The 14,335-nt window shown below is 61.8% G+C and carries 12 protein-coding genes; 5 read left to right on the forward strand and 7 right to left on the reverse strand.

The genetic code is table 11. The annotated features are described in order from the left end of the window. Positions 1–128 precede the first annotated feature (128 nt). Positions 129–3,875, forward strand: coding sequence for a phosphoribosylformylglycinamidine synthase (locus tag KTF55_RS00110; protein ID WP_217107704.1), 3,747 nt, complete (start codon positions 129–131; stop codon positions 3,873–3,875). A 99-nt stretch (positions 3,876–3,974) separates the two neighbouring features. Continuing rightward, positions 3,975–4,910 (forward strand): DMT family transporter, encoded by a 936-nt coding sequence (locus KTF55_RS00115; protein WP_217107703.1) that lies wholly within the window; start codon positions 3,975–3,977, stop codon positions 4,908–4,910. 190 nt (positions 4,911–5,100) lie between these two features. Here the strand turns inward: KTF55_RS00115 and KTF55_RS10095 are convergent, their stop codons facing one another. From KTF55_RS10095 to KTF55_RS00135, 4 genes are all read right to left on the reverse strand, one after another. Further along, positions 5,101–6,243 carry a GGDEF domain-containing protein gene (locus tag KTF55_RS10095; protein WP_217107702.1) on the reverse strand — a complete coding sequence of 381 codons (1,143 nt, stop codon included), beginning with the start codon at positions 6,241–6,243 and terminating at the stop codon, positions 5,101–5,103. Positions 6,244–6,432: 189 nt separating this feature from the next. Next, positions 6,433–7,455 carry a 2-keto-3-deoxygluconate permease gene (locus tag KTF55_RS00125; RefSeq protein WP_195544283.1) on the reverse strand — a complete coding sequence of 341 codons (1,023 nt, stop codon included), beginning with the start codon at positions 7,453–7,455 and terminating at the stop codon, positions 6,433–6,435. Between the two features lie 150 nt (positions 7,456–7,605). Next, the gene (locus KTF55_RS00130; RefSeq protein ID WP_035137063.1) at positions 7,606–7,929 is read right to left on the reverse strand and encodes an AzlD domain-containing protein; all 324 of its coding nucleotides are present in this window, start codon (positions 7,927–7,929) and stop codon (positions 7,606–7,608) included. Next, positions 7,919–8,611 carry an AzlC family ABC transporter permease gene (locus tag KTF55_RS00135; protein ID WP_217107701.1) on the reverse strand — a complete coding sequence of 231 codons (693 nt, stop codon included), beginning with the start codon at positions 8,609–8,611 and terminating at the stop codon, positions 7,919–7,921. The genes KTF55_RS00130 and KTF55_RS00135 overlap by 11 nt, the downstream gene beginning before the upstream one ends. Before the next feature lie 126 nt (positions 8,612–8,737). On the opposite strand from KTF55_RS00135, the gene KTF55_RS00140 reads away from it, so the two are divergent. Continuing rightward, positions 8,738–9,550: an HD domain-containing protein gene (locus KTF55_RS00140; RefSeq protein ID WP_217107700.1), complete on the forward strand. Its 813-nt coding sequence runs from the start codon at positions 8,738–8,740 to the stop codon at positions 9,548–9,550. On the opposite strand, the gene KTF55_RS00145 is transcribed toward KTF55_RS00140, so the two are convergent. Genes KTF55_RS00145 through KTF55_RS10100 form a run of 3 tightly spaced genes read right to left on the reverse strand, consistent with a single transcriptional unit; the run spans position 9,547 to position 13,172 of the window. Beyond that, positions 9,547–10,752 (reverse strand): electron transfer flavoprotein subunit alpha, encoded by a 1,206-nt coding sequence (locus tag KTF55_RS00145; protein WP_217107699.1) that lies wholly within the window; start codon positions 10,750–10,752, stop codon positions 9,547–9,549. The two genes, KTF55_RS00140 and KTF55_RS00145, sit on opposite strands and share 4 nt — an antisense overlap. Next, positions 10,753–11,568: an electron transfer flavoprotein subunit beta/FixA family protein gene (locus KTF55_RS00150; RefSeq protein WP_196032209.1), complete on the reverse strand. Its 816-nt coding sequence runs from the start codon at positions 11,566–11,568 to the stop codon at positions 10,753–10,755. Between the two features lie 2 nt (positions 11,569–11,570). Next, the gene (locus tag KTF55_RS10100; protein ID WP_226790400.1) at positions 11,571–13,172 is read right to left on the reverse strand and encodes an FAD-binding oxidoreductase; all 1,602 of its coding nucleotides are present in this window, start codon (positions 13,170–13,172) and stop codon (positions 11,571–11,573) included. Positions 13,173–13,517: 345 nt separating this feature from the next. On the opposite strand from KTF55_RS10100, the gene KTF55_RS00160 reads away from it, so the two are divergent. Further along, positions 13,518–13,814 (forward strand): hypothetical protein, encoded by a 297-nt coding sequence (locus KTF55_RS00160; protein ID WP_035137058.1) that lies wholly within the window; start codon positions 13,518–13,520, stop codon positions 13,812–13,814. Beyond that, a complete protein-coding gene (locus KTF55_RS00165; protein ID WP_055310535.1) occupies positions 13,811–14,320 on the forward strand; it encodes a hypothetical protein in 510 nt (169 codons plus the stop codon). Before KTF55_RS00160 ends, KTF55_RS00165 begins: the two co-directional genes overlap by 4 nt. The last annotated feature ends 15 nt before the right edge of the window (positions 14,321–14,335 follow it).

Genomic DNA, 14,335 nt, shown 5'->3' on the forward strand with positions numbered 1-14,335 from the left:
CCGCGAGCTGTCGTATCATAGTGAGGTTTACAAACATGTGGCTCAAGGCGACCGCAGGGCAGACCCCGCAAACCGACCGCTGCCGCATACCGTACCGTACGCCCAACCGATCAGGAAGGCAGGAACCAATGGTCTCTCGTATCTACGTGGAGAAGAAACCCGGGTTCGACGTCGAGGCTCAGCAGCTCAAGGGCGAGCTGACCGAAATTCTCGGCATCAAGGGCATCGAGGCCCTGAGGATCATCAACCGCTACGACGTCGAGGGCATCGACGAGGAGCTTTTCCGCTCCTGCGTGCCGACCGTCTTTAGCGAGCCCCAGGTCGATGTGACCTACGACGAGCTCCCCGCAAGCGATGGCGCCGTCTTTGCCGTCGAATTCCTGCCTGGCCAGTTTGACCAGCGCGCCGACTCCGCCAGCGAGTGCGTGCAGCTCATCAGCCAGGGCGAGCGCCCCGCCGTGCGCTCCGCCAAGGTCTATATCATCTCGGGCGCTCTGGACGAAGCCGCCATCGAGGCCATCAAGCACTACGTGGTGAACCCCGTCGAGGCGCGCATCGCCTCGCTCGACCTGCCCGAGACGCTGTACATGGAGACCCCCGAGCCCCAGCCCGTCGAGGTGCTCGACGGCTTCCGCGAGCTCGACGAGGCCGGCCTTGCCGCCTTTATCGCCGATCGCGGCCTTGCCATGGACGAGGCGGACATCGCCTTCTGCCAGCAGTACTTCCGCGATGAGGACCGCGACCCCACCATCACCGAGATCCGCGTGATCGACACCTACTGGTCCGATCACTGCCGCCACACCACCTTCGGCACCGTCCTGGACGACGTGACGATCGACGACGCCGTGGTGCAGCAAGCCTTCGACCGCTACATGGAGATGCGCCACGAACTCGGCCGCGACGCCAAGCCCGTCTGCCTCATGGACATGGGCACCATCGGCGCCAAGTATCTTAAGAAGACCGGCGTCATGACCGATGTCGATGAGTCCGAGGAGATCAACGCCTGCACCGTCAAGGTGAAGGTCGATGTCGACGGCGAGGACCAGGACTGGCTGTTCCTGTTTAAGAACGAGACCCACAACCACCCGACCGAGATCGAGCCCTTCGGCGGTGCCGCCACCTGCGTGGGCGGCGCTATCCGCGACCCGCTCTCGGGCCGCAGCTATGTGTACCAGGCCATGCGCGTCACCGGCGCCGGCGACCCCACCGTCCCGGTTTCCGAGACGCTCGAGGGCAAGCTGCCGCAGCGCAAGCTCGTGACCACCGCTGCCGCCGGCTACTCCAGCTACGGCAACCAGATCGGCCTTGCCACCGGCCAGGTCAACGAACTCTATCACCCCGGCTACGTGGCCAAGCGCATGGAGGTCGGCGCCGTCGTGGGCGCTACCCCGGCAAACCACGTGCGCCGCGAGTGCCCCGCCCCCACCGACAAGATCATCCTGCTGGGCGGCCGCACCGGCCGCGATGGCATCGGTGGCGCCACCGGCTCCTCCAAGACCCAGAACACCGAGTCCATCGAGACCTCGGGTGCCGAGGTCCAGAAGGGCAACGCCCCGGTCGAGCGCAAGCTGCAGCGCCTGTTCCGCCGCGGCGACGCCTGCCGTCTGATCAAGCGCTGCAACGACTTTGGCGCCGGCGGCGTCTCAGTCGCCGTGGGCGAGCTTGCCGACGGCCTGTACGTGGACCTGGACACCGTGACCAAGAAGTACGACGGCCTGGACGGCACCGAGCTCGCTATCTCCGAGTCCCAGGAGCGCATGGCTTGCGCCGTCGCCGACGGTGACGTCGAGGAGTTCATGGGCTACGCCGCCGAGGAGAACCTGGAGGCGACCGTTATCGCCGAGGTTACCGCCGAGCCGCGCATGCGCATGGCATGGAACGGCGTCGCCATCGTCGATCTGTCCCGCGAGTTCCTCAACTCCAACGGTGCGCCCAAGCACCAGGTCGCCCACGTCTGTGCCCGCAGCGTGTGGCAGCCCAGCTGGGCCGGCACCACGCTCGCCGAGCGCATGACCTCGCTCGTCACCGACCTCAACGTCGCTTCCAACAAGGGCCTTTCCGAGCGCTTCGACTCCACCATCGGCGCCGCGACCGTGCTCATGCCCTTTGGCGGCAAGACGCAGCTCACCCCAAGCTCGGCCATGGTCGCCAAGTTCCCCGTGGACGGCGAGACCACCACGGCGAGCGCCATGGCATGGGGCTTCAACCCCTATCTGATGGAGGCCGACCAGTTTGCGGGCGCCTACCTGTCCGTGGTCGAGTCCATCGCCAAGCTCGTTGCCGCCGGCTTTGAGCACAAGCGCGCCTACCTCTCCTTCCAAGAGTACTTCGAGCGTCTGCGCACCGAGGCCGAGCGCTGGGGCAAGCCCACGGCAGCCGTCCTGGGCGCCCTCATGGCCCAAGTCGACCTGGGTGCCGGCGCCATCGGCGGCAAGGACTCCATGAGCGGTTCGTTTGAGGACGAGACCGGCGAGCTCAACGTTCCGCCGACCCTGATCAGCTTCGCCGTCGCCGTGGGCAAGGCCGCCCGCGCCGTCTCGCCCGAGTTCAAGGGCCTCACGCACCGCGTCGTCCGCATCGCCCCCGCCACCTATGGCGAGGACTACCGTCCCGACGCCCAGCAGTTGCTCGCCGCGTTTGACGCCGTCGAGGCGCTCACTGCTACCGGCAACGCCCTGGCCATATCCACGCCCGGCTACGGCTGCGGCGCCGAGAGCCTCTTTAAGATGTGCGTCGGTAACCAGATCGGTATCGAGCTTGCCGAGGATGTAGACGTGGAGAGCCTCTTCACCCCGCTCTACGGCAGCTTTATCGTCGAGCTCGCCGAGGACGCCGAGCTGCCCGAGGTCGCCGACGGCGTTGTCGTCGAGCCCCTGGGCACCACCGTCGAGGGCTATGTCATCGACACCGGCTCCGAGGTCATCGAGCTCGCCGAGCTCCAGGAGGCCTGGGAGAGCGGCATCGAGGGCGTCTTCGCCTACCGCAGCGCCGGCGAGACCCCCGAGGTCGAGACCATCGACTTCCGCGCCAAGGATATCCACGTGTACGGCGGCGCCAAGATCGCCCGCCCGCGCGTGATCATCCCCGTGTTCCCCGGCAACAACTGCGAGTACGACAGCGCCCGCGCCTTCCGTGCCGCCGGTGCCGAGGCCGACACCTTCGTGATCAACAACCTCACGCCCGAGGCCGTCGCCGAGAGCACCCACGAGCTTGCCCGCCGCATCCGTGCAAGCCAGATCGTTATGATCCCCGGCGGCTTCTCGGGCGGCGACGAGCCCGACGGCTCTGCCAAGTTCATCACGGCGTTCTTCCGCGCTCCCGAGGTCACCGAGGCAGTCCGCGACCTGCTCAAGGCCCGCGATGGCCTGATGCTGGGCATCTGCAACGGCTTCCAGGCCCTGATCAAGCTCGGCCTGGTGCCCTACGGCGACATCGTCGACGCCACGCCCGATGCGCCCACGTTGACGTTCAACACCATCGGTCGCCACCAGAGCCGTCTGGTGCGCACCCGCATCTCGTCCAACTTGTCCCCGTGGCTGTCGCAGTGCAGCCTGGACGACCCCTACACCGTCGCCATCAGCCACGGCGAGGGCCGCTTTGTCGCCAATGACGAAGTGCTCGCCCAGCTGATCGCCAACGGCCAGGTCGCCACGCAGTACGTGGGCGAGAACGGCAAGCCCAGCATGGACCTTTCCGTCAACCCCAACGGCTCCGCACTCGCCATCGAGGGCATCACGAGCCCCGACGGCCGCGTCCTGGGCAAGATGGGCCATGCCGAGCGTCGCGGCGACAACCTGTACCGCAACGTGCCCGAGCATGTCCCCGGCGATAAGTTCATGCCGATCTTTGAGAGCGGCGTGGCCTACTTCGCTTAAACCTTTCCCATCGGGTACAATCCCTTCGGGTAACAACACCCGCCACCGGCACATCCGGTGGCGGGTTCTTTTTTGCTTCGCGCATGTAGGAAGGACATCATGGAAAGCCGCAAGCCGTATCTCGCCACCCTGCCCGGACTCATCCTGGGCTGCCTCGTCTGCTGTGCACTCTGGGGATCGGCCTTTCCCTGTATCAAGATCGGTTACGCACTCTTTGGTATCCCAGCGCACGATAGCGCCTCGCAGCTGCTCTTTGCGGGCTTGCGCTTCACGCTTGCCGGCGCCCTGGTTATCGTTGGGATGAGTGCGGCCCAACGCCGCCCCCTCATTCCGCAGGCTCGCGACATCAAGCCCATCTTTGTCTTGTCGCTCTTCCAGACTATCGGGCAGTACTTCTTTTTCTATCTGGGCCTCTCGCGCGCCAGCGCCATGTCGAGCTCCATCATCGAGGCCAGCGCCAACTTCCTCGCAATCCTCTTTGCCGCCCTGGCGTTTCGCACCGAGAAGCTCAATACGGCCAAGGTGCTTGGCTGTGCGCTGGGCCTTGCCGGCGTCGCTCTCGTCAACCTTTCGGGCGCGGATGGCACCTTTGGCTTCAGGCTCGATGGCGAGGGCTTTATCCTAGCCTCCACCGTCGCGGGTGCCCTTTCGACCTGCCTGATTGGCATCTTCTCGCGCGAGCACGACGGCGTCTTGCTTGCCGGGTGGCAGTTCTTGGTCGGCGGCCTTGTCCTCACCGCCATCGGCTTTTTGATGGGTGGCGCGCTCTCCCCCACGGCGATTGCCCCCGCCATCGCGCTCATCATCTACATGGCGCTTATCTCCGCGGTCGCCTACTCGCTGTGGTCGCGCCTGCTTGCCGTCAACCCCGTCAGCCGCGTCTCGGTCTTTGGGTTTATGAACCCCGTCTTTGGTGTGCTGCTGAGCGCGCTGCTGCTCGGCGAAGGCGCGGGCACGAGCCCCGTTACCGTCATCGTTGCCCTGCTGTTGGTCTGCGGCGGCATCATCATCGTCAACAAACCCAAAAAAGCCTAGCGAACTCACCTTTTTAGGGAGGGCATTCGCATACTTTAGCTTAATGGAGCACACTGGTTCTCGTTGATTTCGTACCGAGTCGCGGCGGCAGACGCCCGTCTTGCCGCACCGCGCCTGGGCATTATGGCCGGTGGCCCCCACAAACGCAAAAGGGGCGCACGACCATCGCAACGGTCGTGTGCCCCTTTTCCTAGCGTATCTGAACGCGAGCTTTCTTTTTCTCGGCCTTGACGCGGTAAAGCTCCGCATCGGCAGCGCGAAGTAAGTCTTGCCAGGTATCAACACTATCGCCGACCCGCGCGTAACCGATGGACATCCGCAATGCATACGGCACCTCGGCATGCGCGAGCTCGTCGTTGATTGTCGCGCACAGATGCATGATATCCCGTTCCGCCACTGCCTTTTGGAGCACCACGAACTCATCGCCACCGTAGCGTGCGATAAAGCCACCAGACGCCGAGCAGACCTCTTTGAGCGCAGCGGATATAACCTGAAGAGCATGGTCGCCCTCCACATGTCCATAGCGATCGTTAATCTGCTTAAAGCCGTCGGCGTCCATCATGAGCAGATACACATCTTCGGCCTGATCCACATTTGAGAAGAGCGACAGGATATAGGTCTCAAAACGGTTGCGATTGTTGAGGCCAGTCAACGGGTCGGTCGAGATGAGCTGCTCCTGGCAGATAATGTAGAGCAGCAACATGCTAATCATTATGCCGACACAAAGGCCAGGCACCGAGTATACGATCTGAAAGGTACCGCCCACCAGGGCCGGAATGGCGAAAAATGCCAAGGTTCGATAGATAGCCTTCGTCTGCAGGCTCTCGACCCTGCGAGATTGCACAAACGCATGCAGGGACGTATGTATAACGTAACAGTAGCTGACAATGGGCTGGATCATATAGGCAAAGCCGCGACGATACACGCCCTGCGAATCGATATAGAACAAGGCGTGCGTCCAGTAACTGGTAAAAGCCAGCACGACCACCAGAGCCGTAGGCAACGTTACAAGCACCACCCTATAGCGCGAGGTCACAAGGCGAGAGCCCTGCATCGTCTCGGAATAGATAAACCAAATGAGACACGCGATGGCAAAGAGCGAAAACGAAACCGCGTTGGAAATCCAGTTGGCAGCAATACCCAACGTGCCGTCCGCACCATCCGAAAGCGTCCAGATCATATCGAATAATATGTACGCGGCAGAGGTGTAGCCAAGCATGCTAAACAATAGCTGCAGGGTGCTCGAGAACAAGGAGCGACGACTTCGCGCGGCAAGCCCGATAAGAACAATCATGCATAGCAGGAATATCTCAATCTTGAGTGCCTTAACCACTAGACGCCATCCCTTCAATATCCGAATGGTCAGAATCGCCCAATTCGAATCAGGGCAATAAACACCCCTTTACTCCGCAGGGGTAAAGGGAATCATAGCAAAGCGCCCGAACATCACTGCAAAACAGTTTCTGTTCGGGCGCTCGGACGGCGCGAATTGCACGCCGGAATCAATTATCGGTAACGGCCGTTACTCGCCATCGATGTCGGTCGCGACGGCCTCCTCGATGGCCTCGACACCGGCAGGCGACAGGTCCTCCTTGCCCTGGCAGAACTTCTTGTCGACCCAGCCGGTCAGAATCGGAGCCATGATTGCCGTGATGATAACGGCAGTGGCGATCTGGGCGTACGCGGTGGGCGCAAGCTCGGCGTAGCGCGGCGCGACCTCGGCGAGAGCAACCGGCGTGGTCATAGCCGTGCCGGCGATGGTGGAACAAGCCACGGCAGCCTTGCCGTTACCACCGCACAGGCGCTCGAACGCAAAGGTGATGGGACCGACGACAAACAGCGTGACAAGGCCCAGCAAGATGCCGGAAATACCGCCGGTGATAAAGCTCGACAGGCTCATGGACGCGCCAAGCTGAAATCCGATGACGGCAATCGCAGGGTTGGAACCGGGAACCAGCAGGTTCTTGATAAACGGGAACAGGTTGCCCAGAACCATGCCGATAACGAGCGGCAAAATGGAGCCGATGATAGTACCGACAGGGATGTTGGCAAGACCCGAAACACCAAGGATGATCATCGTGACGGCGGGGCCGGCCGTAAAGAACAGGATACCGACGGCGCCCTGCTCGGACTCATCGCCGAACTCGCCCATAATGCCCGTATAGAGCGCCATGTTGCAAAACGTAATGCCGCCGATGATAGACACGGAGCTCAGACCCAGGAAGTTGTCGTTAAAGAAATATGCCACGCCTAGGCCGAGAGCCGCTGCGACGACCAGCTTGGGAATCAGCACGACGATACCGGTCTTGATGGCGCCCGGCGTGGACTTAAAGCTGATGCCGGCGCCCACGAACAGCAGGATCGCGGCGACGATGGTATTGGAGCCACCGCGGCAGGCAGCCGTAAAGAAGCCGCCGATCTCAAAAACCTGCGGGCAGAAGGTGTTGAGCAAAAGACCGACGATCATCGGATAGATCATGATGTCGCCCGGGATGCGCGGAACCTTGAATTTCTTTTGCTCGTTGGCAGTCGCTTCCTGTGCCATGAAACCCCCATTTCCGCTGACGCGGAACAAAAGCCCACGTCATGCTTTGCTACAGTAAAGTTTGACCATGGTACCAGAAGAAATAGACCAGCTCGGTGAAAAATTCGACAAGTTGGGATGGAACGAGATTCGGCGCCCGCGACGCCACCCCTATATAAGGCTCAAGACGATATAGAGTACGATGCCCGAGACGCAGCACCACAGCATCGATTTTGTCTTGACCGCCACGACCACGACGCCGGCGGCCGCAATCCAGGGAACCAAGGCAGGCCAGAGTCCCGCGTCGAACGCGCCGGGGCTCACCAAGTCGTTGGCGACCAGCGCGGCAAAGGCAGCGGGCGGGATATAGCCCAGGGCCTCGGTAATACGGGGCGACAGGGTCCGCCCGCGCAAGGCGAACGCCGGCGCGATGCGAAAGAACGCGATAGCAGCCCACGACGACAGCCACAGAACCAAGAACTCGTTAACGGGCATCGCGGGCACCTCTTCCGTCAAATACAGCATCGCACGCCAACGCAATGGCAATGCCGGCCACGACGCTTGCCGGCACGGCAATATTCGTGAGGCCCAAGAACTTGCATATGGCGACAGACACCGCAGCCATAACAGCAGCCACGACATTGCCGCGCGACAGCCGCTGCGAAAAGAGCAGGCAGATAAAGAGTGAGGTGCAGACAAAGGCTGCAATGGCGGTGGGAACATCGACAACGGCGCCGACGATGGCGCCCGTCGTACACGAAACGTCCCATGTTGCGATAAGGATCACGTTGAGCACGAAGGACTCACGCGGGCCCCAATCCTCCCCTTCAACCAACTTGGCAAGCGAGATGCCGTATGCCTCCTCGGTAAGTGTCGCGGCAACAGCCAGCGTCTGACACTTCGAGGCACCCGTCAGATGCGGCGCGATCGATGCCGAGTAAAGCGCAAAACGCGAGGAGACGGCGGCGACGCTCGCGACGATCGATGCTGCAGGCACACCCGCCAGCCACAGGTTGCAGATCATAAACTGCCCGCTGCCCGTCACAAACGTGCTGCTCAGAGCAAAGACCATCCAGGGCTCCATTCCCGTCTGCCCCATGATCATTCCGCACGGCGCGCCTATTGCAACATAGGTAAGCATCACCGGCCAGACGGTTCTAACGATTTTGAGCACCATACGCTTCTCACCCTGACAAGGTCTCCGAGCCGCATGTAGCAATACGGCAGAATCATCATCCGACAGCAACCGAGTTCACCTACAATTGCCACCGGATCGAAAGACACAACTTTTTAGGAAGTCATTATGACAGCTATCGATCGAGACCGGGCGCGCGCGGCCTTCAAAAGCTACACCGATGCCTACGACGCCACCAACCCACGCATCGCGCTCAAAATCGAGCATACGCACCACGTGGCCGAGGCATGCGATGCCGTAGCGCGCGAGCAGGGCTGGTCGTCAGAAGATATTGACCTGGCATGGCTTTGCGGCCTGCTACACGATATGGGCCGCTTTGAGCAGCTGCGACGCTGGGACACCTTTAAGGACGCCGAGAGCATGAGCCATGCGGCGCTGGGCATCGAGGTCCTCTTTGGCGAGAATCCCGCCGATGCACCCGCCACGACAAACATCCGTGACTTTATCGAAACCGGTGCGCATGACGAGCTCATCCGAGCGAGCATCGCCTATCACAGCGACTTTCGCCTGCCGGCACTACTCGACGAGCGTACACGGTGCTTCTGCGATATCGTGCGCGATGGTGACAAGATCGACATTATGCGCACCATCGCCGACAGCACCGTCGACACCATCCTCAAGGTGGACGAGAAGACGTTTCTCGGCAGCCGTTTCTCGTCGCCGACACTTGCCGCCTTTGACGAGCACCGCTGCGTCGCACGCGATGAACGCAACGAGCCCGCAGACTACCTGGTGGGACTCATCTGCTTTATGTTTGAGCTCGTCTATCCAGCAAGCCGCGCGCTGGCGCGCGAACAGGGCGATATCCACCGCCTGCTCGACGCGCCCTTTGGCATTACGCGGCCCTTTACCGACCCCGCCACGCAGGCGACTTGGAGCCGCCTTAAGGACGAGATGCGCGACTGGCTGGCGCGCGCCTAGCGCTCAAGCTGGGCCAGCAGTTCCTCGACGACCTCGACGGCATCGCCGACAACCTTGTACTGGGCAGCACCAAAGATGGGGGCATCCGGGTCCTCGTTGATGGCGATAATGCACTCTGCCCCACCGATGCCGGCAAGATGCTGGATGGCGCCCGAAACACCGATACTCACGAGAAGCTTGGGCGAAACCGATACGCCGGTCTGGCCAATCTGATGGCGATACTCCAACCAGCCGGCCTCCACGACAGGTCGCGTGCAACCAAGCTCGGCTCCCAGAGCCTCGGCGAGCCTTCGCATCAGGGGCAGATTCTTCTTGGAGCCAATGCCGCGGCCCACCACGACCAAGCGTTCGGCATCGGCGATCGAGGCCTGCTGCCTCCACTCCTCGGCGGGAATCGAGATCTCGACACGAGCCTTAGCATCATCCGCAAGCGATATCTGGGTGATCGTGCCGGAGCGGTCGTAGTCAAAGTCGGGCGCCTTAAAGATGCCGGGACGAACCGTTGCCATCTGGGGACGATGATTGGGGCAGACGATGGTGGCCATCAGGTTGCCGCCAAACGCCGGACGCGTCTGTTGCAGCAGTCCCGTCTCCGTATCCATCGAAAGTACGGTGCAGTCAGCCGTAAGGCCCGTCTGCAAGCGCACGGCAACGCCGGGTGCCAGTTCGCGGCCAAAAGCGGTCGCACCGTATAGGATGGCCTCGGGTTTGCGTTCGGCTACCAAATCGCAGATCAAGCGGGCGTAGACCTCCGCATCGTTTTGGCGCAGGCGCTCGTCGCGACAGGCCAGGACTTCGTCGGCGCCCGCGCAAACCAGATGCTCCAGGTCGCCGAGAGAACCCTCGGGACCCGTACCGATCAGTGCCACCAGACGGCAGTCGCGAGCATCGGCAAGCTCGCGGCCCTTGCCCATAAGCTCATAGGCAACGGGAGTCACCGTATCGTGCTCGTCGGTCTGCGCGAATACCCAAATGTCTCGATATGCATCAAGGTCCACCGCACCAGCGGCCTCGTCACGCTCGATCGAGATAGCGTTGACAGGGCAGGCGTCGACGCACCCACCGCATAGGATGCAGCCGTCGGTTACGCGGGCGCATCGGCTGGGTCGCTCGCCTTCCACTACGATGCCGCCCGAGGCACAGGCGCGAACGCAGCGACCGCAGCCGATACAGGCTTCGCTATCGATAATCAGTCCGCTCATCTATGCCATCCCCTCGATAATCTTGGCAAGCTTTGCCGCCTGCTCGGACGCCGTCCCCTCAACGGCCTCGCACGTTTGGTCACGGTCGGGCACAAACGAGCGCACGACCTGTGTCGGCGACCCGGCAAGACCGCAACGCGCGGGGTCGGCGTTCACGTCGGCGGCACTGACCACGCGCACGTCCGCCTCCTCCGCCGCGCGAATACCGGCAATACTCGGCATACGCAACTGGCCAATCTCCTTGGCAGTCGTCATCGCGCACGGCATCTCAAGATAGACCGTCTCCTCGCCGGCATCGCAACCGTGAACGAGCGAAAGCGCACCGCACGTCGTAAAACCTGCGCTCTGCACGCAGCTCACATCGGTCACGCAGGGAATCTCAAAGGCGCCGGCAAGCTCGGGGCCAATCTGGGCCGTATCGCCATCCACCGCCATCTTGCCGCAGATGAGCAGGTCGAAGTCCTCGTCGAGCGCTTCGATGCCGCACTTGAGGGCATAGGTGGTTGCCAGGGTATCGGCGCCCGCAAAGGCTCGGTCGGTCAGCAGCAGCGCGTCGTCGGCGCCTCGAGCGATGCAGTCGCGCAGCAGCGATTCGGTCGCGGGGATGCCCATCGACACCACCGTCACGCGCACGTCCATGCCAAAGCCGATAAAGTCGTCCTTCAGCGCCAGCGCGCATTCCAAAGCGCTCGCATCAAAGGGATTAATGACCGCCTGCTTGCCATCGCGCACGATGGTATTGGTCTTGGGGTCCATCTTGACCTCGGTGCTGCCCGGCACGGCCTTGACGCACACCACCATATGGAAATCGCTCATCTTCACGCGCCCCCTTTCTGGACGAGCTCATCCAAGAGCTTCTCCGAAAACAGGTTACCGCGACCCAGCTGCCCGGCAGGATCGAGCTGGAGCTTGAGCCGCGCCGACTCGACCATGGCCTCGTGACCGTACATCGTCTCCAAGAAGCCCGCCTTGATCTTGCCGACGCCGTGTTCTGCGGAGACGGCACCGCCCATGGCCGTGACCTCGGAAGCCCACTGGGCAAAGAGTTCTCCGCCGCGGCGATAATCCTGTGCATTGCGCGGCAGAATGTTCACATGCAGATGGTTGTTACCGATATGCCCCCAAGCGGCAGATTCAAGCCCACTTTCCGCCAGCGTGCGGCGATAGAGGGCGATAACATCGGCCAAGTGCGCGTTGGGCACCGACATGTCCGAACCCAGTTTGGTGATGGTGGGATCCATGCGGCGGCGCTCGTCGATGAGCATGTTGACGCTCTCGGGCACCGCATGGCGGAAGAATCGCTGACACTCGCGATCGACCTCGGCGCGCGCGACCCATGTCGCATCGTCACTGCCGCCCGCAAGCTCCAGTACCCACCCCAAGTGATACAGCTCCTCAATCGCCTGGGCTTCGTCGTCGCAGTCGAGCTCCACGTAGACACAGACCTTGGCGTCTTTGTCGAGCGCAGGCAGCGAGGCAAACGCCGTCGACTGCTCGCGCTGGCGACGTAGAATATCCAGGGCGCCAGCATCGAAGTACTCGATGGCAGCCGCATGGGACAGGACGGGACGCACAGAATCGGTGAAGGACACGGCCTTGTCTTCGCTGTCGAAGAAGCAGCTCACGCCCCAAACGACCGCGGGTGCCACCTGCAGGGCAATCTCGAGCTCGGTGATAACGCCGATTGTGCCACACGCACCGATAAACAGATCGATGGCATCCATATCGTCAGCAACGAAATAGCCCGAAGCATTTTTTGTCTTGGGCATGGTATAGCCGGGAAGATCGAGCTCGAGTGTACGGCCCGCTGCCGTCACGAGCGACAGGTGGCGGCCCTGGGCAAAAGCCTCGCCGCGCCGAAGCTCAAGCAAATCGCCATCAGCCAGCACGACGTGGAGTCCCGTGATATGTGGGCGCATGGGGCCGTAGGCGTAGCTGCGGGCACCGGAGGCGTTACATGCCGCCATGCCGCCCAGACAGGCAGACGCCTCGGTGGGATCGGTGGGAAAAAACTGCTCGGGAGCCTCTTGGAACTCCTCGTAGGCCTCAAGCGATGCCTGGTCCCAACCAGCGGTCGGCAGCACCTTCTTGCTCAGCTGCTTACGCAGCTCCGAGAGCACAACGCCCGGCTCCACGCGCAGCAGAAATTGGCCTTGTTCATCGCGGCGAAGGCCCAAATAGCGATTCATACGGGAAGTATTGAGGATATGCCCGCCGTGGGGCACGGCGCCGGCGGCAAGGCCGGTTCGGGCGCCCTGAACCGTTACCGGAACACGCTCGACATGGAGCTTTTCCAAAATGGCACGGACCTCGTTTTCCGTTGTCGGAAACGAAATGCTCGAGGCCTCGCCCGATGCGCGAGATTCATCGCGGCCATACTCTTCGAACTCGTCGGTGAAGGGTTTGATGGTTGCAGACACGCGAACTCCCCCTTTAGCTAACTACAGTGTTTGCAGGGAGATGTTACCGCATCGTTTCGTCGACGTGTTCGAGACCGTCTCCATAATTGGCGTTTTTTACGTTCGTGCAATTCGGCGAGCGGCTTGATTTCCTCGGCAGACGATGCTTTTGACACATATGGCCCCGCCGTCGCCGACCGCGCGATTGTCGCTCGAAAAAAGTTGGAGTATTTTTTGCCGCCTTTTACCTGCGGAGACGCCAATCCGTCAAGCATTTGGTCAGAAATTGGTCAAGTAGCGGCTGATACGGTCGGCGTCGACAGCCAAAACCGATAGAAGTTTTGGCCCAGAAGCAGGGAGGTTCCCATGGCATATTACTGGCCCCAGTACGGCATCGCCATCGAAGTCGACGACGATCCCCATCTCCTGCCTTTCGACGAAGAGGCATTCCCCGATACGACGGTCTACCACGTTACCACCGATGTGATCTGCGACCCCGAGTCGTTCTCGGCGCTCGCCCACCACATCGCGCATATCCACGACATCGAGCTCCCTCCCGACTTCGACGAGCTCGTCTACTCGCGCCGTCTGATGCTTCACATGCTCTTTGGAGCGGACCCGTCCACCTTTGCGCGCGTCTATACCGCCAAGGATGCCGCATGAGCGCGAAGAAGCCACCCCACTTTGCAGGCCTGGGTCGTCGCAAGAAGCTCATCGTTGCCTGCTTGGCCATCGTCTGCGCCCTTGTCGCCGTAGGACTATACGCTTGGCAGTCGCAGCCCGTACCCGAGGCGGGCGCTTCGGTCACGACGGCCGAGGGCAAAACGCGTCAGGAAATCCAAGATGAGCTCGACGCCATCGTCCGCGACAACATGATGACGATTTCGGTCGCGCCGGTCGCTCAGCTGCAGGAGGACGGCAAGCTGCGCGTCAACGTGCAAAACGTCCAAGACAATAAATTTCCCCAGCGATTCCGCGTCATCCAAAACGACGAGACCATATACGAATCCGATGTGGTCGAGACCGGCAAAACGGTCGAGACATGCCCCGCCGGCGACATCGAGGAAGGTGAGGCGTACATCGAGATCCAGGCGCTTGAGGCCAAGACCTATGACAGCCACGGCAACCCGACACGCGTCAAGGTACGGGTTGAGCAAGCCGAGAACTAGCTTTCCGGTCGACGC

The organism is Collinsella sp. MSK.8.10, from assembly GCF_019041915.1.
Classification (GTDB): Bacteria; Actinomycetota; Coriobacteriia; order Coriobacteriales; family Coriobacteriaceae; genus Collinsella.

What these genes read in the sequence shown, in the direction of transcription:
- KTF55_RS00110 (WP_217107704.1), top strand. Translation starts at nt 129, where the DNA reads ATGGTCTCTCGTATCTACGTGGAGAAGAAACCCGGGTTCGACGTCGAG.
- KTF55_RS00115 (WP_217107703.1), top strand. Translation starts at nt 3,975, where the DNA reads ATGGAAAGCCGCAAGCCGTATCTCGCCACCCTGCCCGGACTCATCCTG.
- KTF55_RS00125 (WP_195544283.1), bottom strand. Translation starts at nt 7,455, where the DNA reads ATGGCACAGGAAGCGACTGCCAACGAGCAAAAGAAATTCAAGGTTCCG.
- KTF55_RS00130 (WP_035137063.1), bottom strand. Translation starts at nt 7,929, where the DNA reads ATGCCCGTTAACGAGTTCTTGGTTCTGTGGCTGTCGTCGTGGGCTGCT.
- KTF55_RS00135 (WP_217107701.1), bottom strand. Translation starts at nt 8,611, where the DNA reads ATGGTGCTCAAAATCGTTAGAACCGTCTGGCCGGTGATGCTTACCTAT.
- KTF55_RS00140 (WP_217107700.1), top strand. Translation starts at nt 8,738, where the DNA reads ATGACAGCTATCGATCGAGACCGGGCGCGCGCGGCCTTCAAAAGCTAC.
- KTF55_RS00145 (WP_217107699.1), bottom strand. Translation starts at nt 10,752, where the DNA reads ATGAGCGGACTGATTATCGATAGCGAAGCCTGTATCGGCTGCGGTCGC.
- KTF55_RS00150 (WP_196032209.1), bottom strand. Translation starts at nt 11,568, where the DNA reads ATGAGCGATTTCCATATGGTGGTGTGCGTCAAGGCCGTGCCGGGCAGC.
- KTF55_RS00160 (WP_035137058.1), top strand. Translation starts at nt 13,518, where the DNA reads ATGGCATATTACTGGCCCCAGTACGGCATCGCCATCGAAGTCGACGAC.
- KTF55_RS00165 (WP_055310535.1), top strand. Translation starts at nt 13,811, where the DNA reads ATGAGCGCGAAGAAGCCACCCCACTTTGCAGGCCTGGGTCGTCGCAAG.